Genomic DNA, 20,395 nt, shown 5'->3' on the forward strand with positions numbered 1-20,395 from the left:
TTACTTAGTTAAGTAAGCCTTGCTGTAGTCCCAGTTAGAACCAGTTGGGTAGTAGATGACGCCCTTGACGTTGGACTTAACTAGTTGGGGTTGAGCTTGTTGGTAGAGTGGAATTACCCCGGCTTGGTCGGTAATCAACTTGTTGGCCTTTAGCATAGCATCCCAACGTTGAGCCGGCTTGTTAGCTAGACTACCGCTGGCAGATTTAACTAACTTATCGTATTCCGCGTTAGACCACTTACCATTGTTGTAGGAACTGTTGGTAGTGAATAGGTCTAGGAAGGAACTAGCATCTGGATAATCAGCACTCCAAGCAGAAACGACTAGGTCGAAGTCACCGGCAGAAGAACGAGCCAAGCGGGTCTTGAATGGCAGATTTTGGTTGGTAATCTTAAGTCCGGGGAGCTTTTCAAATTGTGATTGCAGGTATTCGGTAGTGCTCTTTCCTGCGGCGGTATCGTCTGATAAGAGGTTTAGATTAATGCTGGACTTGTCACTTTCCTTTAGGGCTTCCTTCCATAGCTGTTTAGCCTTGGTTTCGTTGTAGCTGGTCATGGCTTTGTCTTCGGAAACTACGGCAAAGTCTTTACCATCACGGTATTGCATCTTGGTAGGAACGAAACTGTTAGAAGCTAGGGAACCGTCTTTTAGGATTTTATCGACGAACTGTTCTCTGTTAGCAATTAAGGACAGAGCTTGGCGAGCTTTAGTGTTCTTAAAGAAGGGTTGCTTTTTCTCATTCATTTCTAGGTAGAAAGTCGAAGCTGAATTTCTAAGCACATAATCCTTATTCTTGGTGAATTGTTGAACCTGACTTCCTGATAAGGTGGTTAAATCAAGTTTGCCGGCTTGGTATTGGGAAAGTGAAGTCTGAGGATCCTTGACCGTCCAATATTTGACCTGGTTGAGCTGAACGTTTTTAGCTCCCCAGTATGATTTATTTTTCACCATCGTCCAGGTATCGTTGGTTCCGTTCCAACCGGTAAGTTTGAATGGCCCGTTGTAAACCATGGCTTTGCTGGTGGTACCATACGTGCTACCGTATTTTTTCACTACTTTTTCGTTTTGAGGATAAAATTGGGGGTTAGCTACTAACTGGTTGAAGTAGCTTTGAGCGTGGTTTAAATCAACAACTAGCTTGTATTTGCCCACTGCTTTGACCCCTAATTGAGAGGGACTTAACTTACCAGCGTTAATTTTAGTGGCGTTTTTAACGTTATCGAACAGGTAAGCATATTGGGAAGCGGTTTTAGGATTGACGGTTCGTTGCCAAGAGTAAACGAAATCTTGGGCGGTAACGTCATCACCGTTACTCCACTTGGATGGGCGGAGGTTATACGTATAGCGGGTCCCATTATTGGAAACGGTCCAACTCTTAGCTACAGCCTTATGCAAAGAACTATTAGTTCCAAATTTTAGGAGCCCTTCGTTGGTGTTATTTAGGGTTTGGGCCGAAACGATATCGGTACTTTTGGAAACGTCCATGGTGGTTAGACTAGAACTGGTTTGGACGTTAAGGGTTTTGTTTTTGGCCTTAGTAGTGTCCGTCGCAGAATTAGATCCGCACGCGGCGAGTAAGGTGGTTCCCACTATTGAAATGACCCCGAAGGTAATGGCTGACTTTGATTTCATATGTAACACTCACTTTCTATTGACTGACTTAAGTTCTATTTAAGTTTGACAGTAATAGTAAATGATAAAAGATGAGTTGTAAATGAGAAACTTTCTAATCTAAATTAGAAAATTGATTCAATCACATGATATATAAGGAATTAAGGTGAATTAATTTTTTTCAAAAATGAGTCTTTTCTCATTTTGTGTAAGGGTTTTCTAATGTTAAGGCTGAAATGAACCTCAAAATAATGCGTTTAGTTAGTTTATTTTGGTAAAACGATATACAAAAGGGAGGGGCTCAGGCCACTATTGTTTCCTCGCAAGAAAGTAATGTTTACATTGTGGATGTGGCTCCGTTTGAAGGGCAAAAAGCCATGAATAATCATCGGTGGTTATTGCAATCGGAGTTAAAAGCTAGATAATAAAAAACCCGTAATGACCATTAGTCATTACGGGTTGTTCTGATTATTTTAAAATATCCGAGGCCGCCAACATTTGGCGAACATCGTCCGTTGATTTAGCATCCATCAATTCTGCTCTTAAGTCAGCGGAGTGGGGAATTGATTTGACGTAAATTTTGAAGAACCGCTTCAATGATGGAAAGCGGGGAGAATCGTACAATTTTGAGAAGTCATCGAAGAGATCTAGTTGTAATTTAAGGAGGTCGATTAACTCTTTGGGGGTGTGCTCATGGGGATCAGCCTCGAAGGCAAATGGATTAGCAAAAATCCCGCGCCCAATCATTACGCCATCTAAACCGGGATGTTCAGCCGCCAACTTATTAGCGGCTGTCCGATCGGCAACGTCACCATTAACGGCAATCAAAGTGTTCGGAGAAATTGCGTCTCGCATCTTGATGATGTCGTCGATTAGTTCGTAATGGGCGGGTACCTTGCTCATTTCTTGGCGGGTTCGCATGTGAACCGTTAAAACTTGGACTTCTTGCTTTAATAAAAACGGAATCCATTCCCGAAATTCGTCGGTCTTACTGAAGCCTAGGCGGGCTTTCACACTAACTGGTAGCCCAGCTTCCTTGGTGGCCGCGATGACCTCAGCTGCGGATTCTGGGTGCCGGATTAGGTCACTGCCGCCGTGATTTTTGATGACGGTAGCATCTGGACAACCTGTGTTGATGTCGATGGCTTCAAAGCCCTTTTCTTTGACGGCAAACGCCGCTTTTCGAAAATCTTCACCAACGTTGCCCCAGAGTTGGACGATGGGTTTGATGGGTTCGTTTTCTGAAATATATAGCCGCCCCTGGGCCGTAAATTTAGCTTTGGGGTGGGTAATACTTAGAGCGTTCACAAATTCTGTATTGATAACGTCTGGAGCCGCTGCGGAATCAACGACCTGACGGAAAACGGCGTTAGTCACGGCTTCCATGGGAGCCAGACTCAAAAACGGCCGGTGTTCGGCCCGTGTTTTAGCAGCAATTTTTTGCCAATATGGTGAAAGTTCCACGGGAAAGTCTCCTTTACTTATTAAAGATTATTAACTCGTCTATTTTAGCAGAAACTAGCCCAAAAATGTAATTTTTAAGCTAAACCTAAAATAATTGTACTTTTGGATCAAATATAAGATAATGGTCTATGATTAGGGTAGCTACTGGCCGTTTGGTTGGTAGCTTTTTTTGTGCGAAATGGTAAATGGAAAAAATTTACATGGAGCTAAATGCTGATATAATAATATTAGTAACGCTAACATTTTTTGTGAAATAAATGGTATAGACTAAAAATTGAAAAAAATTTTCAAGAATTTGAGTTTTCGCTTGAAACCACAAAATGAAAAGGTTATCATAAAAGGACTAGTTGAGAAAGGATGATTGATTATGGGGTTACTTTGGCTATTTTTACCCGCCCTTGGTTGGGGGCTATTACCGTTTTCAATTGCGTTAATTGGCGGTAGTACAAAAAACCAAATTTTTGGAACGGCGATGGGAACGTTAGTCGCTAGTCTAGGTGTAATTGCTGTGATAGGGGTACATATCTCCGTAAAGGACTTTATCATGGCTGCCCTAGCCGGAGCCTTTTGGATCTGTGGTCAAATCGGCCAATATGTTGCATATCGCAATATTGGGGTTTCTAAAACCATGCCGGTATCTTCCGGGTTGCAATTGATTGGAACGTCCTTAATTGGGGTTTTGATCTTTGGTGAATGGAGCACGCCGGTTGCCAAAACAATGGGCTTTATCGGTATTGGTCTCCTAGTGTTAGGTGTTTTCTTAACTTCTTACACTCAAAAAGGTGATAAGCAGGGTAATAATGTTAAAGCAACTTACACTGTCTTAGTCTTAACCACAATTGGTTATTTAATTTATAATACAATTCCTAAAGGAATGTCTTCATCTGGCTTAGCGATCTTCTTTCCAGAATCAGTTGGGATGGTAATTGCCGTGTTAATCTATTTGACATTCAGCCATGATTTGAAAGCCTTGAAGGAAGCTAAAAGTTGGAAGCAAATTATTTCTGGGTTAGTCTTTTCGTTAGCTGCGATTACTTATATCTTCTCGGTTAAAGAAAATGGCGTGAACACCGCTTTTGTAGTCGGTCAATTATCAATGGTATTGTCGACGTTAGGAAGCTTAATTTTCTTACATGAACATAAAACTACTCGTGAATTGATCTTTACAATTATTGGTTTAGCCTTAATTGTGATGGGAGCAATTGTCACTACGATAAATTAAAAAAGATGCCTGCGGGCATCTTTTTTGTTTTATACTGTCAGCACCAATTTACCCGTCGTATGCCCCGTCCTAAGTTGGTCTAACATCGCAGTAATATTGGTAGCGTTCAAGCCGGAGTAGTTAGTGATTTGAGGAGCGTCAATAGCATGTTCATCTACTAATGCTGCAATTTGGGCTAAAATTTGACCCTGGCTAGCCTCATCCACATGAAAAAGAGATTTAGTAAACATGAATTCCCAATCAAACGAAGCGGCCTTATTCTTGAGCTGGCCGATATCTAATGGATTAGGGAATTGAACGATGGTGCCAATGTGTCCTAATGGAGCGATCAATCTGGTAACATCGTCCCAGTAAGGGGTTATATCAAAAAGACTGACGATGTAGTCAAAAGAGTTATCCGGAAGGTCACTGATGGTTACCTCAGCATCTGTATGATAATCTACGGGGTGATCGACGCCTAACTGCCGTAAGTAGTCAAATTTTTTAGGACTGGCAGTAGCAGTGACCGTCAGTCCTACCCATTTAGCTAGTGGAATTAAGACTGAAGCGACGCCGCCTGCTCCGTTAATTACTAATAGATTGCTAGAATTGGCGTTAGCTTCAGCGATTACGTGTAGTTTTTCAAATAATAATTCGGCAGCAGTCAGGCTAACTAGGGGCATTGCAGCAGCTTGTTCAGTGGTTATTTCGGTAGGACTCAAGGCAACTAAATCTTCATTCACAACTTGATATTCTTGAAAACTACCGTCGCGATTAACGGCCCCGGCGTAAAATACTTGATCGCCAACTTGAAATTTAGTAGCGGAAGAGCCTAACTCAACCACTTGGCCGACAGCGTCATAGCCTAAAATCTGAGGGGCATTTTTACCATCTCTAGTTTCTAGTTGCTTGATGTCCACTGGATTGGCAGCTACTGCTTGAATTTTCACTAAAACATCTTTAGCCTCTGGGTTTGGAATTTCAATATTAGCATCCACTAATTCGTGATTTGCATTCATTAAAACGGCTTTTTGTTGAGTCATTTAAGTCCTCCTTAAAATAACCAAATTACTTATTTTTTCTTAACGACTTTATTGTAACAATTATTTGAGCTAACGTAAAAAACTCGGTTCAGTCCTCTTTTTTGCTTAACTAAACCGCGATTAGTATGCTTAAGCTAATATTACAAATCTTTAGTTAGGAGGAGCTGCCATGTTATTTTCAGAAGTGCTAAATCAACAGCGCCAAGCTAAGTCTTGGACGGTCCAAGATGTTGCCACTAAGCTAGGAGTTAGCAGTGAAACGGTGGTGAATTGGGAAGCTGGAAAGCATTTACCTAATATTTACCAGCTAATTCAAATTAGTGATTTATTTCAGGTTAGCTTGGATGAATTAATTAAAGGTGACGCTACGTTGCAACGCTGGTTGGGAGAAACACGCAGTTGGACCCCAAATAATAATTACTATAAGGAAAGCTTATTCGCTAGATATTGGTGGTTAATATTTCCCATTCTCTGGTGGATTTCATGGATGGTATTAGAATTAAATCGCTAAACAAAAAAACTCCCATTTCTGGGAGTTTTTACAGTTAGTAGATTAAAATTAAGATTAAGGTGATCGATGGCACGGATTGCCAACTTACCGTTTGGTGGACAGCAAGTTGCTTCGCACTAGCTTAAAAAGCTAAGTATCGATCTGCTTATAATATATTGCCGAAACAGATTAAAGTCAAGGATTTGAACTAAAGTAGATTGGTTCACAAACGTTGTTATACCGGCATTTTATGAATTTGCTGCGGGGGATACTTAACACTATGCCTATAAACTGGTTTAATTTATTATTCCGATTTTTAAAATAATTGAAAAAAGTCGGAGTTGGTTTAGTAATTCACGTTAAACGCTATATTCATTTGTGAATTTTATGGTTAAAATCGAATTCAGCGTTGGTATAAAAGGAATTAATTTGTTAAATAAGTTTGCTAAATAGTGATCTAATGTATAAAAATACAAATTATTTAAAACAGGTTTTCAATTTTAGTATCACCAGAATGCATCGTGACAACTTTGCGGTAGGTAGATGCTTGGTTAAGCATTTCAGCTAAAACGGCTGCTACATCCGGAATGGGGTTATCACCACCATCCGTCACATTAATCGCTGCTGTACCAGTTCCAGCAACATCTTGTAGGGTACCGGGTTGTAAAATAGTGTAGTCACCAGTGAAATTATCAATTACCCACTTATCAGCAAAATATTTAGCGATGTTGTAATCCGTTAGGCTGGCCAAACCAGGGATTCCAGCCCAGCGAGCGGGTTCGGTAGCAAAGAGAGAACTTAACAAAATGAAACGATCAATCTGATTATTCATTGCAGCTTGAGCCACTTTCACTGCTCCAAAAGCATCGGTTTGCAACAAATCTGCGCCCCGAGAACCAGCTACGAAATAAACAGCGTCCATTCCAGCCAGCTTAGGAGTTAAGCTAGCTAAATCAGCATGCATATCAAACTCGACGGGGTGAACATTCTGGTTGGTACTTTTAGGATGGCGAGCCCCAGCATAAACTTCGTGACCGTTTGCAACGAGAATATCGGTTAATTGTTGACCAACACGGCCGCTAGCTCCAACAACAAAAATTTTCATGATTTGTCCTCCTAAAATTTTAATGGTGCCTTATTTATAGGTGTTTCACTATTAAAAGTCAAGCAATCAAAGTGAGTTGACATGGGGGATTTAGTTTGAGATGATACCTGCAAAGCACCACCGGGTGTGAGCACTTATAAAACTCATTAGGTCTTAGTTGAGTTTTATAGGTGCTTTTTGTCTTTTAAAGGAGGAAAGAAGATGACTTGGTTTTATTTAGTAATCGCTGGAATTTTTGAAGTGGTGTGGGCTACGACTATGAAGTTCAGCCATGGATTTAGTCATTTAGGCTATAGTTTGGCGACATTAATCGGCATGGGCTTGAGTTTTGGTTTTTTAGCTTTAGCTACTAAACATCTGCCGCTAAGTATTGCTTATCCGGTTTGGACAGGAATTGGGGCGGTTGGTTCAATTATTATAGGGGTAACTTTGTTTCACGACCAACTTTCGCCAGCTACCTGGATATTTGTGGGACTATTAGTGATCAGCATTTTAGGAATTAAATTAACTAGTTAAAAGCACAAAAAAACCGCCATCAAAATGGCGGTTAGCAATTACCTAAAATTCGTTAGGTAAATTGCCGCGATTCGTCAACCAACCTATAGTAGTCGGAGGTGGTTGAACGCGCAGCTACGCGCGGCGTGCAAAGCACGCGACGACATCTCTGTCGCCTAGATTTGGCACCTATAAACTCGTTATACCATGTTTGCTAATAAATGACCAGAACATAGCGATCCGCAAAGTTGAGGTCCCCATAAAAAGTCCTTTAAACTTTAGGTAAAGTTGAAGGAGTTTTTATGGAGGTGAAATCATGAAGGCGATGAAAAAAATAGCTGCATCCTTACTGGTGGGAATGTGTCTGCCAGTAAGCGTTAATGCAGCCACGCTAAGCTCGACACCGAATCATACTTGGCGGTATGCTAAACGTAGTGCATGGTATCAGGACCGGTCTAAGTCGAGTTACTATCGCCAAATTTGGAACCGGGCGAATGCTATTTGGAGTAAAAAAGGATTTAATTGGAAACGAACTACTAAAAAGGTAAAAACTACCGTCTCAACGGTTTCCTCTGGTAATCAGTACTGGGTAGGATTAACCTGGACGCGTAATCCTAGTGGTCACTACATTAGTGCCAATAAGGTCCAACTTAATCGGACATTGTTGTCTCAGATGAAATATACTAAAACACAACGGGTAAACGTAGCTAAACACGAATTGGGTCATGCGTTAGGACTGGATCATAATACTGACAGTAGTATTAGCGTTATGAATCCAGCCAACCGCTACCATTCCGTGCGAAACTGTGATGTAGTTGGGATGAAGAGATTATATAACCAACGTTACATTAGTGGCAGTATCACTCGCTACAGTGTTGCCAGTTTGCTAAAGCCGAACACCGTTAGTTTTGATTATCCTGATGGATTAACTAATAATCCGCAGAGGTTGTGCCAACAATCATCAGTAATTATTAACGCTCAGGTTCAATCAGTTAAGGATGCTGATCAGTATTTTAGCTGGGTAACTCTACAAAACGTTAAGACGGTGAAGGGCAAGTTTATCACTAATGCTAAGGTAAAAGTTGCTGGGAACAGTCACACTTTGACTAGCGGCAATCCGCTTCAAGTTGGTGAAAAGGTAGAACTAGGTTTAACTAAGGTAGATAAACACTATGAATTGGTGGCTAATGAATATGGTATTTTTAATCGTAGCTAAAAAATGACCTAACACTTACATTGAGTGTTAGGTCATTTTGGATTACTTAGTAAAGTACTCCTTGATCCAGGATAAAACAAACGCATTGCTGCCGATATGAGTACCAACTACCGGGCCAATTTGGCCTACTTCAGTAGTGACGTCGGGATAGCGTGTGCTAAATTCAGTTTGCCAATCCTCGATTGCTTTTAGGTTATTAGTTCCTGAAAGCATGACGTGTAACGGATAATCAGTTTTTTGATAAACTTCAGCAAAGCGGTCCTCAATGTTTTGGAGGGCTTTTTTCATAGTGCGAATTTTGCCAATGGGAACAATCTGGTGTGTATCCTCAGTTAAATTCAAAATTGGTTTAATTTTGAGTAAGCCACCAGCAAAGGCAGCAGAATTACTTAAGCGGCCACCAGTCACTAAGTTTTTGAGGTCATCAACTACGAAGAATACCCCAATGGAAGCGCGTAATTCATCTAGTTTGGCCAAGATGGTTGTTAAATCAGTGCCTTGATTAGCTAGCTGAGATGCCACTCGTACCAAGTAGGCCATTGGTTCAATGGTGATATGAGAATCATAAATCACGATTTGGGCTTTGGAATAATTTTGGGTAAACATCTTCAAATTATTAATGAACCCAGTAATGCCGGAGGTTAGGTGAATACTAATAATTTGGTCATAACCCTGGGCTGCTAACTTGTCATAAAGGGACAACATGTCTTGTGGGGTTGGTGGTGCAGTAGTTGGCAATTTGTCGAGTGTTGGTAGGGTAGCGTAAAATTCGTCGTTATCCATGCTGATACCTTCGATATAAACGTGTCCCTTCATAGTAAAGGAAATCGGTGCTACAAAAACATTGTGCATCGCTGCTACTTCATCAGGAGTTAGATAGGCGGTACTATCTGTCACGATTGCAATTTTACTCATTTGATTAACCTCGAATCTACAGTAATAACTACCAATTTAGGGAAAAACTGGAATTCTGTCAAGTTAAGGGCGTTAATTAGTTTTGCTATTTGTCTTTAATTGGTGATCGACAAAGGTTTTGGCATCGATTTGGTTGACTTGATTATCGGTGACGGAACGAACCTTAAAGGACACTTTGTCACCTTCTTGAATAAATTGGTCAATGGCTTGGAAATCTTTGTCGTCAGTAGCTAGTGAGTAAACCATGTCGCTGTCCTTAAGCATGAAGAGCAGTTGCTTATCATCCTTTAAGAACCGGTATACCGTTCCAGAAACGGCTTTTTCGGTAGCGACGTCATTAGTTTCAGCCACCTTATTTCCTAGGCGAGCGTTGTAAAGGGCCAAAGTACTCTTGGCATCATCACCGACCGCATAAGTGCCACTTTGGTTATTGCCGTCTGCTAATAGGTAAACGTATTTCATGAAGGAGTTGTTGTCCCGATCCAACATCGATACTACCCAGGTAGGCTGACCGCCGACGCGGTATAGCAATGGCAAGGTTCCCTTATAATTTTGGGGATTGATGTCTTGTTGGGCGTACGAAATGGCTCGTTCGGGGGTCATAACGTTGCCGTGTTCCCGATAATAGTGAAGGGTGTTAGTCCGAGCGTCCACGAAGGAATAACCAAGAATGGAGCTTTGGTGGGTATTGATACTAGTCATTCCGGTGAAGTAGTAAATGCGACCCTTATAGGCGTAAGGAGTTAAAGTATCGCCACCTTCTGTTCCGGCATTGGTAGGCTGCATAACGTCGCTGTGGCCCCCAATTTGGGTAGCATTCCAAAATCCATGACGGTATTTACCAAACAGGGAAACTTCCTTGCTAACCCAGTCTGGACTGACCGCGATATCTACGAATTTAGGAACGTTGTTAGGGCTGTAGACGTTGACCTTACCAGTTACCGTGTTTAACACCGCCACTTTGTAGTGACTATAGTCATAATTACGGTTGAAGTACGAAATTGGTTTGGCTAAGGTGCGAACGTAATAAGGCGTTCCTTGATTATCAACCTCTAATTGAGCAGTTTCGCCAACCATGGTGTAACCCAAAGAGTGGGCGCTGATGCGACGATCGGCGTCACTATTGAAGTAAGCACTAGGAGTGTAACGCATGGGTTTGCTGATGAATTTAGGATCAGCGTTTTTATCAGTAGCGTTGGTCATGAAGTAACCTGGTACTTTTTGGTAGTGGATATAACGCCAAAAGCCACCAGAAAATTCAACCGGTGCGACATAAACCATTTGATTACGGTACATCTGAACTCGCATGGCGTTTAAGTCGTAAACGTTGGAGTTCTTAAAGCTGTTAAGGGAGTTGTTCATGTCCGTAGAAATGGTTTGCGGTGCGTTTACCACTGGGGTTTCATCAGAATTTTTGATGACGGGCATCGGAGCACCTTTGGTACTGTTTACCACTTCGGTTTTAATGGATTTAACTGAAGGAGTAGGGTTCATGTAGGTAATTAACCCAGCCACACTGTTAAGGGCTACTAATACTACGATAGAAAGGGCCCCTACAATGGCTAAACGACTGAACCAGCCAAAGGTTTCGCCTAATTGAGAAACGATGCGACTAACTAAAGGAGATTTGGATTCCTTAGCAGCATCGACTACTTGGTCGCCACGGCCTTTAGTAAACCAACGGTAAACGGCTACGGCAATCATCCCCACCACAAAACCGGTTAGAAAACTATCGATTAAAGCCGGATAAGCTAGGTCTGGTAGCGCAAAATAAGTGTTGATGTAAGTGATAATAAACAAGATCACGAAGCCGATGAGACCCCACCGGCGAACTGATTTGGTCCCAATGATCAATAACCAAATTAACGGGATGATTAATCCGGATAATTTGACTAAGGCAATGAGGGCAAAATAACTAAGCATGTATGTATCCTCCAATTTTCCTCTAACTGTGCTCATTATACTATGGAGATCAGATTAGCTGTCAAACTTCTCAAATTAATGGTTTTCGAACCGCAAGTATAAGATTTTTCAATAGTCTTTTCCTATGGTTTGATTAGTTATATTATATAAGTTAACAACTAAATAATAAGAGGAGTTTATTTTGTCAAAACGAAGCATCATTATAGTTACATTTGCGCTACTGTTATCCAACGCCATGAACGGATTGGACAGCACCATCATCAATACGGCCTTGCCAGCAATCATTAGTGATTTGCATGGGCTGCAGTTGATGGGGTGGATTGTAGCGGTTTTTTTGTTGGGGACGGCAGTAACTACGCCGTTATGGAGTAAGTTAGGTGAACATATTGGTAATAAAGCAGCTTTTCAAATTGCTACCCTGTTGTTTGTAATTGGGTCGTTTTTGGAAGGGATGTCACCTAACATTATCTTCTTGATTGTTGCGCGGACCATCATGGGAATGGGGTCCGGCGGGATGACTTCGATTCCTTACATTATTTACGCCAAGTTGTTTTCTGATCCTAGAAAACGAATGAAAGTATTAGGGTTTGCGACTGCTAGTTACAGTGCTACTAGTATTATTGGCCCGCTGGCTGGGGGCTGGATTGTTGATACTTGGAGTTGGCATTGGGTCTTTTATCTAAATGTGCCTATTGGACTATTAGCAATCTTGATTGTTCAGATCTTCTTTAAGAGTTCTCAAGTACCCGATCATTCTCAACCAGTGGATTATCTGGGAGCAACCTTAATGACCATTGGATTGGTTACCTTATTGACCGGGGTTGAAGAAATTGGTATTTTAACCACTTCAGTAGTCTTATTATTAATCGTAATTGGGATCGCCTTTATCATTGCCATGTTTGTGGTGGAACAACGAGTGGCGGATCCGATTATTCCGAGTCGGTTGTTTAAGAACAAAGCGTTAGTAATTGACTTTGTTATTTTTATGTTAGTTTGGGGCGCATTTATCGGCTTTAATATCTACATTCCAATGTGGGCCCAAGGGTTATTAGGTACCACGGCTATTATTGGTGGGGCCACCCAAATTCCCGGTTCCTTTACCAATTTCGGGGGTTCTGAATCGGTTCCTAATATGCGCCGGCGATTGAATCCTAATCAGGTTATCGGTGTCGGCATCGTGATGATTGCGATCGCGTTTGCGATTTTAGCCCTCGTAGGAGTCAAAGCCCCTTATTGGGTATTATTGATCGCCGGAATGTTTGAAGGCTTTGGAAATGGGGTTTGCTTTAACGAACTACAAGTCAAAGTTCAACAGGATGCTGATGAAGAAGATGTTCCAGTGGCTACTTCGTTTAGTTTTTTGATTCGGATGTTAAGCCAAATGTTTATGGCCTCGATTTATGGAGTAATCTTAAATCACGCGCTCTTTACTGGGATTAAACAAGTTCACGGTCAAGTTACCATGAAAATGATGAATAAACTCAGTGATGCTAGTGCTGTAGGACAACTACCTAAAGTTTTATTGCCCACTATGCGGCGAATTTTACATAGTGGAATTCACGAAATTATGGTGGTATCCCTAGTGATTTTGATTGTTACTGAAGGCATTAATTATTATGAACAACAGCGTCAGACTAGCTTAACAACTAAGCCAGTCAACTTATTATCTAAGCTGACTGCTCACCGTAACCGGGTGGCGCATTAATAAAAGAACCTGAGACATATGTCTCAGGTTCTTTTATTTACCATTTTCCTGGATTCCATAGTCGACCGTCTAGTTCCCCTTGAATTTGAGCGGAACGGGTGGCTTGTTCTTTGATAACGGTTTGCAGGGCGGTTAGAAAGGCGCGGTTTTCATAAGCTGGCTGCTTCTTTTTTAGTTCTTCGACTTGTTGTAACAGCCAGTCGGTATTTTCAGCCACTAGTCGTCCTCTCCTTCCTTAAGTAAATTCAAAGCATCGCGAAGTTGTTCGAGATCGGCTTGATTTTGGGCGAAAGTATCAGCAATTAGTTGACCGGTAAATTGATCAGCCGCTGGCAATTTAGCGATCAATTTCAGTAACTGGTTCGCGAACCAAGTTTCTCGATTAGCTAACGAATCTGGTGCTGATTGAGTTAAGTAACGCTGATAGTCAATTAATAACTGCATTTGCTCCGATTCTTGTTGGTAGCTAAATTGAGCAATTGGCATAGCCGGTAGAATTTTCATTTGGGCTAAATGGCCGACCGCCCGTAACGGCGCCAGCATCTCATCAACGGTGATGTTTTCAGTACCGCCATGACGAAAGTCTTTGAGTGGTCTGCCAGTAGTTACCACGATGCCCAGTTCCTTGTTGGCTAACGGGAAGCGTCCATCACCATAAATGAAGTTTCTGGTTAAAACGGTATCTTCCCAGGCCTTTAGGCTGGCTGGTGCAGCGTACCAATAAAGGGGGAACTGAAAAATGATCCGGTCCGCAGTTCTCAGTAGTTGTTGTTCTGCTTCGACGTTTAGTTGGGCAATGGCATCTAAATGATGCCACTCCACGTTCATGGCTTGCGCTCCCTGATACAAAAATTCCTGAGTTTGTGAGTTTTCGATTTCTGGGTGGGCAACAATAATTAAAGTTTTCATCAATAACCTCCCAATGCTAGCTAATAGGATAACACATGCCGGTTGTAAAAGTTAACTGCAAACAAAAAGGACACCCCGCAAGTGTCCTTTAGTTAATTATTTAGTTGATTTGAAAGTATAGTGATAACTAATGAAGTTAATAAATATCAAAACGCCCATAAAGATGAAGACGTGTTGAGTTCCTGATTGCATCACGGCTGCGGCGCTGTGGCCACTACCAGAAGCTAAGAAGCTAGATGCAATTGCAGTTCCGATGGAGCCACCAAATTGTTGAAGGGTATTAAACCAAGCGTTGGCGTCGGCTTCGGATTCACGGCCCACAGCAGTTAATGCATAGGTCATAGTATTAGCAAATGACATAGTCATCCCGATAGCAAATAGGAGGTAAGCTCCGAGAATCATCATTGGACTCATGTTCATACTAATAGCAGCAAATAAGACAAGGGCTACGAAGAAGATCGTATTTCCAGTAACAATTGGCTTTTTGGCCCCTAAACTATCGTACATCCGGCCCCAAACGGGGTTTAATAAACCAGAGATCAAACTACCAGGAAGTAGAATTAAGCCGGCAGTTAGTGAGGTAGCATGATCCGCAATTTGAGCGTAGTTAGGTAATACGAAGTTAATTCCGATATTTGCTACTTGAATGAAGATGTAAGCTAATAGGGCAAAGTCAAAGACCCGATTCTTAAAGATCTTAATATCAATTAAAACGCGACTGGAATGGTTGGAAATAGTGATGAAGATCCAAAGGGAAATTGCGGCGATTACTAAGCCTAATGCTAATTGCCAGTTAAGCCAGCCCAAAGCACTAACTGAGTTGAAAGCTAAGGTGATGCTGACGAAAATGATGGCTAAGAAAATCAAACGTAACCAGTCGAATTTCTCGTTTCGAAGTGGTGTCTTTTGATCAATTGAAAAGCTAAGTAGTAATCCTAAGATCATTAATGGTAATGTGATCCAAAAAATATCTCGCCAGCTTAAGAAGAAGACCACGATGCCGCCAAAAGTAGGGCCTAATGCGGGAGCGAGGGAAACCACTAAGCCCCCGATTCCCATGAAGATCCCCCGTTTGGCCATGGGAGCACGTTCTAAGATAATGTTAAACAGTAGCGGTAAAACGATCCCGGTCCCGACCGCTTGAATTAACCGACCTAAAAGTAGGATGGTGAATTGAGGGGCTAAGGCACAGATTAAATCACCGACAATGGAAAAAATTACCCCGGCAATAAAAATATTGCGTTCTTTAAACCGACCTTTAATATAGGCGGAACAAACAATAATGATGGAAACCATTAAGAGATAACCAGTAGTTACCCACTGAACCGTTGCTAGTGGTACGTTGAATTGTTTGGTTAAAGTTGGAAAAGTGACGTTCATTGCGGTTTCAATGAGGACGCCTAAGAAAGCCATTAAGGCTGCGGCAACAATGGCAATGATATCTTTAGTAGCCATTTTGTCTGAACTATTTTGCATTTTGAATTCTCCCTTTTTCATTGAGTTTGGCGGCTTTATATAGTAACGGCAAAACGGTTTGTTGTTCTGCTTCTGATAAAACGCCAAAGGCTTGTTCTTCGGCTTCCACCGTTAGTTTATGCAAGAGCGGTTGAAGTTCTTCTCCCTGGGGTGTTAAAAACAGACGACTGGTTCGCTTGTCACCAGCATCTACCCGCTTTTCTAACAACCCTAAGCTAACTAGCTTGGCCACGGAACGAGCAATGGTACTGTGGTCTAGAAACATACTCTTGGTCAAATCATCTTGGGATGCGCCCGGATGATCAGAAATAAAGAAAATAAAGAAGTAATTACTATTGTTAAGCCCAAGTGGTTTGAGCTGTTTATTTAAATAATTGCTGATAATCCGGCTTAAAATACCAATTCCTAACACCTGATCACCCTTGCTATTTGAACCCATGAGTAGCCTCCTTTAAAAAAATATGTGCAGTTGCACATAAAATGACGACAAGTGCTATCTTACTGGTTTTGAAAATAATTGTCAAATAAAAAAACGAATTTAAACACGTTAAGTGTGTCAAAATTCGTTTTAGTGGTCATTAATAATTTTTATTGAGCTTCAGCGATTACCGTAGTTTTGCTGACGTTACTATTAACCAAATGTTTAACAATGGTCTGGTACAAAACAGCCCTGATAGCCATAATTTGGTAGTCATCCACGGGTTGAGATGGAATGGCTTCTAATTGGGCAATTTCGGCGTTGTATAGTACGGTAAACTTAGAATAGTTGTCTGGAATTTGAATTCCGTCCCTAGATAATTGAATCCCCCGATTGATTGTGTCTAAAGAAAATGCGGATTTCATTAGACTAACGACAATGATTTGAGCAATGTTGATGCGACTGTAACGTTTCTTGATGGGTTTGTTAACTAACCCCTTTTTAACGTAACTATTAATCATGGTCTTAGTAATCGATATTTCGGTTAGGGGAACTATGTATTGATTGACCTCGTCAATAACCTGATCCATATATAAATCTAGCGGAGATAATTCTTCCCAACTAGGTAAGCGCAAATGCCGGTATTCTGCTAACCAATTCTCGAATGATTTTGAATCCACGATAGGCCTCCTTTAGTACTAGTTGATAACTCTTATTATACTCATAAAGTGAATAAAATTTAATCATTATTTTATATAGAATTAAAATCTACTTAATCTTGACTACTTGATATATTTTATGTATTCTAAGACTAGATAAGGAGGAGTAGTATGCAAGCAACAGTTAATAAATCCACACAAATCGTTTATGAAGTTTTGGATGCCATTACCCATGGAATTGGATTGATTGCCAGTGCTGTTTGGGGCGGATTCTTAATTACAAAGGGTGTTAATGTTCATTTAACTGGAATTCAAGTTACTAGTTTGGTAGTCTACGTTGTTAGTCTATTAGGGTTATACTTAGCATCGACTTTATTTCATTGTTTTGTGTTTACTAAAGCAAGTCGGGTGTTTCAGATTTTAGATCACAGTAATATCTTTTTGTTGATCGCCGGAACTTACACTCCGTACTGTATTATTTTTATTAATAGCTCGGCGGGTAACTGGTTGTTGTTGACGGTTTGGGTATTAGCTCTCTCAGGAATTGCCCTTCATATTTGGTCGCAAGGTAAACACCAAAAAATTGAAACTAGTATTTACGTAATTATGGGCTGGCTGTGTATGTTTTTAGCTAAAAATTTATACGTTAGTTTGAACCCCACCGGATTTTGGTTGTTAGTAGCTGGCGGGATTGTGTTTACCGTTGGGGCCGTGATTTATAGTTTCCCCCAGTTTCCGGGATTACACCTGATTTGGCATTTTTTTGTGATGGCCGGAACGCTGTTGATGTTTTTGTCAATTTACCTAAATATTTAGTAATATTTGTTTTTTACCTGAATACTATTATAATTAGTAACAAATACTTAGTTGTAATTTTAATGAAGGTAGACGATAAATAGTGAAACCTAAGGACCAAGATTTACGAATAGCAGCAATGATAGCTATTTTTTCCAACATAATTTTCTCATTATTGCTGATATATTCTAGGGATATGGACATATCTGGAAAATTGATTGGGGTAGTCTTGGGAATGTGGTACTTAGGAATGTTGATTTATTATTTGTATCAACGTTCTATCATTAGTGCTTTATTTATGGGATTATCAGTGGCGCTAATTCCTATTACTAGGATAATTAATGATCTAATATTAACTTATTGGTTTTAAAAACAAAAAAACGAACCACCACCTACTTTAAGGTGGTGGTTCGTTTTTATTATAGTTTTTTACGAATTCCTCTAGCTCGTAGTGCATACAAAATGGTAACGGTATCGACTACTTCTTGAAATAGGGCACCGATAATAGTAGGAATTACGCCAGTAGCTGCAATTAACATCAAAATAGTGCAAATGGCAATACCAATTAGGACGGCTTCCTTAGCAATTAGCATCGTATCTTTGGCGATTTTAATCGCTGCTGGTACCAATCCAAGGTTGTCCTTCATAATTACCACATCAGCTGATTCACTGGCCGCAGTGGCCCCATAAGCCCCCATAGCGAAGCCAACATCGGCTGTGGCTAGGGAAGGAGCATCATTCACCCCGTCACCAACCATTCCAACCGGCCGTAAATCTTTGGGAGTTGTTTTTAAAACGGCAATTTTTTCAGCGGGCAGTTTAGGGGCAAAAACTTGGTCAATTCCTACTTCCGCTGCAATTTGCTCGGCAATGGCTCGTCGGTCCCCGGAAATCATCATTAGGTTATGAATTCCTAACTCATGAAGTTCTGCCATTACCTTTGGACCTTCTGGACGGAGTTCATCTGTGAAGGTAATGTAACCAGCATAATTACCATTAACTGACACAAAAACGCTAGTGGTATCGACTTGCGGAGCATCGGCTGCGACAAAGCTTGCTTTACCTACTTTGACGACTTGATTGTTAATGGTAGCCGAAACGCCCTGCGCAGTAACTTCTTGAACGTTGGTAGCTGGTGGAATATTTTCTCCGGCCGCACTAACTAGTGATCGGGCTAAAATATGGCCAGAATGTTGTTCTACTCCGGCAGCAAGGGATAGTAATTCTTCTGGTGACCACCCAGTTTCTGAGTTGATTTGATCAATAGTTAGGTGGCCCTTAGTGATAGTGCCAGTTTTATCAAAGCCAAGTGATTTCAAGGCGGCGGTTTTTTCAATTACCGAGCCGTTTTTAATCACAATTCCGTTTCGGCTAGCGCGACTCATGCCGGATACAAAGGCAATTGGGGCAGCTAAAATAAGGGGACAAGGGGAGGCCACTACTAATACCTGGGCAAACCGAATGGGATCACCCGACAACCACCAGGCTGCTCCGGCAATCACATATGCGGTAAGAGTAAATGGAACGGCGTAACGATCTGCCATGCGGACGAAATGAGCGGGTTGGCTGTTAGCCTCTTGGACTAACTTAACGATACTTTGATACTGACTGTCAGCAGCGGTTTTAGTAGCTAACAGGGTAATGGCGTTATCTCCATTGACCGCTCCAGACATTACTAAATCCCCGGCTAATTTGTCTACTGGTTGGGATTCACCAGTCAGCGAAGATTCGTCAACGGTAGTTTCACCTACCAGTAATTGGCCATCAACTGGAATCACTTCACCAGGTCTAACGGTTAAGCGATCACCAATTTGAACGGCATCGACGTCAATATCGACGACTTGCTCGTTAGCTTCTAAGCGGTGAGCAACTCTAGGAGAATTAGCAACCAAATCATGGAGTTCGGCGTTAGCTTTGTTGGCAGCGTAGTCTTCTAAGGCATCGCCCCCGGTTAACATTAATAACACAATTAAAGCAGCCCAGAATTCTCCTACGGCTAACGTGGCAATAATGGCTGTGATTGCCAGCAAATCCACACCAAAGTTGCCTTGTCTCAGAGTTTGAATCATATCGATAAACATTAACAGGGCTAAAATAGAACCTAAGACGGTCACTAGAATTTGAGCCGCTTGGGGTTGATGAAACCCAAACATTAGGATTAATGCGGCAATCCCAATTCCTAGGACCCACCAAAGGCGCTTATAATCGCTGAATTTTTGCATAGTGGTTATCCTCCGTAGTTTATAATCATTATTATCTAACCAGAGTATAACAAAGGCACAACCCTCTGTCTAATTTGAGTGTTGTGCCTTTTGATTACTCTATAGGAGCTAAGCCTCGTTCGAAAAATTCTGCCGTATCACTTAGAATCTGGGTTAGATCAAGTTGAGCAGAGAACATTACAATTTGAGTTACATAGCTAAGAATAATCGAAACAATGTATTGAAAAATGCGTTCATTATCCCAATCTACTAATTTATGGTGGGCTTTGAGTTGATCGAACTGGTTATAAACTGCTGGAATAATTGAAGTGGTTAACAACTGGGAAAACTCTTTGACCCGTTCAGTCTTTTTTAGAATTTCACCGAGTAAAATTCTAAGTTCTTTTTGGTTATCGAAGACAAATTGAAGCCGGTCTTGGCCAATCGTGATAATTAAATCTGAAATACTGTCAAATTGCCGCTTGGTGAGTACCTGCTTAAATTCAGATGCCATTTGGGGAGTGACGTCGTTAATGATTGGTTTGAGCACGGCGGTTAACAGTTGATCTTTGGTTTTGAACCGTTTATAAACCGTCCCTTCACTGACGTTTGCTAAGGTGGCAATTTGCTTGGTAGTAGTATTCTCAAATCCTTGAGCAGCAAAGAGATCAAGGGCAGCCTTTAAAACTTGTTTTTGCTTGGCGGGAAGTTCTTGGTCGCCTTGCAGATTATTTTGAAATAGGTCCCTAAGTGGGGTGGGGGTCATAAA

20 protein-coding genes are annotated in these 20,395 nt (G+C 41.2%); 7 read left to right on the forward strand and 13 right to left on the reverse strand.

Going from position 1 to position 20,395, the window contains the following annotated elements:
* Entirely contained in the window at positions 1–1,632 is a 1,632-nt protein-coding gene (locus tag OXT66_RS01245; RefSeq protein WP_268595257.1) for a peptide ABC transporter substrate-binding protein, read from the reverse strand.
* 263 nt (positions 1,633–1,895) lie between these two features.
* Between OXT66_RS01245 and OXT66_RS09660 the strand changes: the two genes are divergently transcribed.
* Positions 1,896–2,036 carry a DUF1541 domain-containing protein gene (locus tag OXT66_RS09660; RefSeq protein WP_147649667.1) on the forward strand — a complete coding sequence of 47 codons (141 nt, stop codon included), beginning with the start codon at positions 1,896–1,898 and terminating at the stop codon, positions 2,034–2,036.
* A 43-nt stretch (positions 2,037–2,079) separates the two neighbouring features.
* On the opposite strand, the gene OXT66_RS01250 is transcribed toward OXT66_RS09660, so the two are convergent.
* Positions 2,080–3,075, reverse strand: a complete 996-nt coding sequence (locus OXT66_RS01250; protein ID WP_268595258.1) for a tRNA dihydrouridine synthase — start codon at positions 3,073–3,075, stop codon at positions 2,080–2,082.
* Between the two features lie 367 nt (positions 3,076–3,442).
* Here OXT66_RS01250 and OXT66_RS01255 point away from each other — a divergent pair, with 367 nt between their 5' ends.
* Positions 3,443–4,297 carry a GRP family sugar transporter gene (locus OXT66_RS01255; RefSeq protein WP_056977538.1) on the forward strand — a complete coding sequence of 285 codons (855 nt, stop codon included), beginning with the start codon at positions 3,443–3,445 and terminating at the stop codon, positions 4,295–4,297.
* Between the two features lie 29 nt (positions 4,298–4,326).
* Here OXT66_RS01255 and OXT66_RS01260 read toward each other — a convergent pair whose 3' ends face one another.
* A complete protein-coding gene (locus OXT66_RS01260) occupies positions 4,327–5,319 on the reverse strand; it encodes a zinc-binding alcohol dehydrogenase family protein (RefSeq protein WP_268595259.1) in 993 nt (330 codons plus the stop codon).
* Positions 5,320–5,488: 169 nt separating this feature from the next.
* On the opposite strand from OXT66_RS01260, the gene OXT66_RS01265 reads away from it, so the two are divergent.
* Complete coding sequence (locus tag OXT66_RS01265; RefSeq protein WP_268595260.1) at positions 5,489–5,830, forward strand: helix-turn-helix domain-containing protein; 342 nt, start codon at positions 5,489–5,491, stop codon at positions 5,828–5,830.
* Between the two features lie 460 nt (positions 5,831–6,290).
* Here the strand turns inward: OXT66_RS01265 and OXT66_RS01270 are convergent, their stop codons facing one another.
* Positions 6,291–6,914 (reverse strand): NAD(P)H-binding protein, encoded by a 624-nt coding sequence (locus tag OXT66_RS01270; protein WP_268595261.1) that lies wholly within the window; start codon positions 6,912–6,914, stop codon positions 6,291–6,293.
* Positions 6,915–7,115: 201 nt separating this feature from the next.
* Between OXT66_RS01270 and OXT66_RS01275 the strand changes: the two genes are divergently transcribed.
* Both OXT66_RS01275 and OXT66_RS01280 read left to right on the forward strand, forming a co-directional pair.
* On the forward strand, positions 7,116–7,430 hold the full coding sequence (locus OXT66_RS01275) for a DMT family transporter (protein WP_268595262.1): 315 nt from the start codon (positions 7,116–7,118) through the stop codon (positions 7,428–7,430).
* A gap of 295 nt (positions 7,431–7,725) precedes the next feature.
* Positions 7,726–8,625, forward strand: a complete 900-nt coding sequence (locus OXT66_RS01280) for a matrixin family metalloprotease (RefSeq protein ID WP_268595263.1) — start codon at positions 7,726–7,728, stop codon at positions 8,623–8,625.
* 42 nt (positions 8,626–8,667) lie between these two features.
* On the opposite strand, the gene OXT66_RS01285 is transcribed toward OXT66_RS01280, so the two are convergent.
* Both OXT66_RS01285 and OXT66_RS01290 read right to left on the reverse strand, forming a co-directional pair.
* Positions 8,668–9,540: a DegV family protein gene (locus tag OXT66_RS01285; RefSeq protein WP_268595264.1), complete on the reverse strand. Its 873-nt coding sequence runs from the start codon at positions 9,538–9,540 to the stop codon at positions 8,668–8,670.
* A 72-nt stretch (positions 9,541–9,612) separates the two neighbouring features.
* Complete coding sequence (locus OXT66_RS01290; RefSeq protein ID WP_268595265.1) at positions 9,613–11,463, reverse strand: hypothetical protein; 1,851 nt, start codon at positions 11,461–11,463, stop codon at positions 9,613–9,615.
* Positions 11,464–11,644: 181 nt separating this feature from the next.
* Between OXT66_RS01290 and OXT66_RS01295 the strand changes: the two genes are divergently transcribed.
* A complete protein-coding gene (locus OXT66_RS01295; RefSeq protein ID WP_268595266.1) occupies positions 11,645–13,168 on the forward strand; it encodes an MFS transporter in 1,524 nt (507 codons plus the stop codon).
* 37 nt (positions 13,169–13,205) lie between these two features.
* Here OXT66_RS01295 and OXT66_RS01300 read toward each other — a convergent pair whose 3' ends face one another.
* The 5 genes from OXT66_RS01300 to OXT66_RS01320 form a co-directional block, all read right to left on the reverse strand.
* Positions 13,206–13,385, reverse strand: a complete 180-nt coding sequence (locus OXT66_RS01300) for a hypothetical protein (RefSeq protein WP_268595267.1) — start codon at positions 13,383–13,385, stop codon at positions 13,206–13,208.
* The gene (locus OXT66_RS01305; protein WP_268595268.1) at positions 13,385–14,077 is read right to left on the reverse strand and encodes an NAD(P)H-dependent oxidoreductase; all 693 of its coding nucleotides are present in this window, start codon (positions 14,075–14,077) and stop codon (positions 13,385–13,387) included. Before OXT66_RS01305 ends, OXT66_RS01300 begins: the two co-directional genes overlap by 1 nt.
* A gap of 96 nt (positions 14,078–14,173) precedes the next feature.
* A complete protein-coding gene (locus OXT66_RS01310) occupies positions 14,174–15,553 on the reverse strand; it encodes a DHA2 family efflux MFS transporter permease subunit (RefSeq protein WP_268595269.1) in 1,380 nt (459 codons plus the stop codon).
* A complete protein-coding gene (locus OXT66_RS01315) occupies positions 15,543–15,992 on the reverse strand; it encodes a MarR family winged helix-turn-helix transcriptional regulator (protein WP_268595270.1) in 450 nt (149 codons plus the stop codon). The genes OXT66_RS01310 and OXT66_RS01315 overlap by 11 nt, the downstream gene beginning before the upstream one ends.
* A gap of 149 nt (positions 15,993–16,141) precedes the next feature.
* Positions 16,142–16,651 (reverse strand): DUF1836 domain-containing protein, encoded by a 510-nt coding sequence (locus tag OXT66_RS01320; RefSeq protein ID WP_268595271.1) that lies wholly within the window; start codon positions 16,649–16,651, stop codon positions 16,142–16,144.
* 150 nt (positions 16,652–16,801) lie between these two features.
* Here OXT66_RS01320 and trhA point away from each other — a divergent pair, with 150 nt between their 5' ends.
* A complete protein-coding gene (gene trhA, locus OXT66_RS01325; RefSeq protein ID WP_268595272.1) occupies positions 16,802–17,446 on the forward strand; it encodes a PAQR family membrane homeostasis protein TrhA in 645 nt (214 codons plus the stop codon).
* A gap of 398 nt (positions 17,447–17,844) precedes the next feature.
* Here the strand turns inward: trhA and OXT66_RS01330 are convergent, their stop codons facing one another.
* The gene (locus tag OXT66_RS01330; protein ID WP_268595273.1) at positions 17,845–19,647 is read right to left on the reverse strand and encodes a heavy metal translocating P-type ATPase; all 1,803 of its coding nucleotides are present in this window, start codon (positions 19,645–19,647) and stop codon (positions 17,845–17,847) included.
* A 94-nt stretch (positions 19,648–19,741) separates the two neighbouring features.
* Positions 19,742–20,392 carry a TetR/AcrR family transcriptional regulator gene (locus OXT66_RS01335; protein WP_268595274.1) on the reverse strand — a complete coding sequence of 217 codons (651 nt, stop codon included), beginning with the start codon at positions 20,390–20,392 and terminating at the stop codon, positions 19,742–19,744.
* Positions 20,393–20,395: the final 3 nt, after the last annotated feature.

It is taken from the genome of Lentilactobacillus senioris, assembly GCF_026798195.1.
In the GTDB taxonomy this organism is placed as follows: domain Bacteria; phylum Bacillota; class Bacilli; order Lactobacillales; family Lactobacillaceae; genus Lentilactobacillus; species Lentilactobacillus senioris_A.

Excerpts from the sequence above, each read along its gene's own strand:
- OXT66_RS01265 (WP_268595260.1), top strand. The coding sequence starts at position 5,489 with ATGTTATTTTCAGAAGTGCTAAATCAACAGCGCCAAGCTAAGTCTTGG.
- OXT66_RS01285 (WP_268595264.1), bottom strand. The coding sequence starts at position 9,540 with ATGAGTAAAATTGCAATCGTGACAGATAGTACCGCCTATCTAACTCCT.
- OXT66_RS01270 (WP_268595261.1), bottom strand. The coding sequence starts at position 6,914 with ATGAAAATTTTTGTTGTTGGAGCTAGCGGCCGTGTTGGTCAACAATTA.
- OXT66_RS01290 (WP_268595265.1), bottom strand. The coding sequence starts at position 11,463 with ATGCTTAGTTATTTTGCCCTCATTGCCTTAGTCAAATTATCCGGATTA.
- OXT66_RS01275 (WP_268595262.1), top strand. The coding sequence starts at position 7,116 with ATGACTTGGTTTTATTTAGTAATCGCTGGAATTTTTGAAGTGGTGTGG.
- OXT66_RS01245 (WP_268595257.1), bottom strand. The coding sequence starts at position 1,632 with ATGAAATCAAAGTCAGCCATTACCTTCGGGGTCATTTCAATAGTGGGA.
- OXT66_RS01330 (WP_268595273.1), bottom strand. The coding sequence starts at position 19,647 with ATGCAAAAATTCAGCGATTATAAGCGCCTTTGGTGGGTCCTAGGAATT.
- OXT66_RS01260 (WP_268595259.1), bottom strand. The coding sequence starts at position 5,319 with ATGACTCAACAAAAAGCCGTTTTAATGAATGCAAATCACGAATTAGTG.
- OXT66_RS01305 (WP_268595268.1), bottom strand. The coding sequence starts at position 14,077 with ATGAAAACTTTAATTATTGTTGCCCACCCAGAAATCGAAAACTCACAA.
- OXT66_RS01255 (WP_056977538.1), top strand. The coding sequence starts at position 3,443 with ATGGGGTTACTTTGGCTATTTTTACCCGCCCTTGGTTGGGGGCTATTA.
- OXT66_RS01335 (WP_268595274.1), bottom strand. The coding sequence starts at position 20,392 with ATGACCCCCACCCCACTTAGGGACCTATTTCAAAATAATCTGCAAGGC.
- trhA (WP_268595272.1), top strand. The coding sequence starts at position 16,802 with ATGCAAGCAACAGTTAATAAATCCACACAAATCGTTTATGAAGTTTTG.
- OXT66_RS01280 (WP_268595263.1), top strand. The coding sequence starts at position 7,726 with ATGAAGGCGATGAAAAAAATAGCTGCATCCTTACTGGTGGGAATGTGT.
- OXT66_RS01315 (WP_268595270.1), bottom strand. The coding sequence starts at position 15,992 with ATGGGTTCAAATAGCAAGGGTGATCAGGTGTTAGGAATTGGTATTTTA.
- OXT66_RS01310 (WP_268595269.1), bottom strand. The coding sequence starts at position 15,553 with ATGCAAAATAGTTCAGACAAAATGGCTACTAAAGATATCATTGCCATT.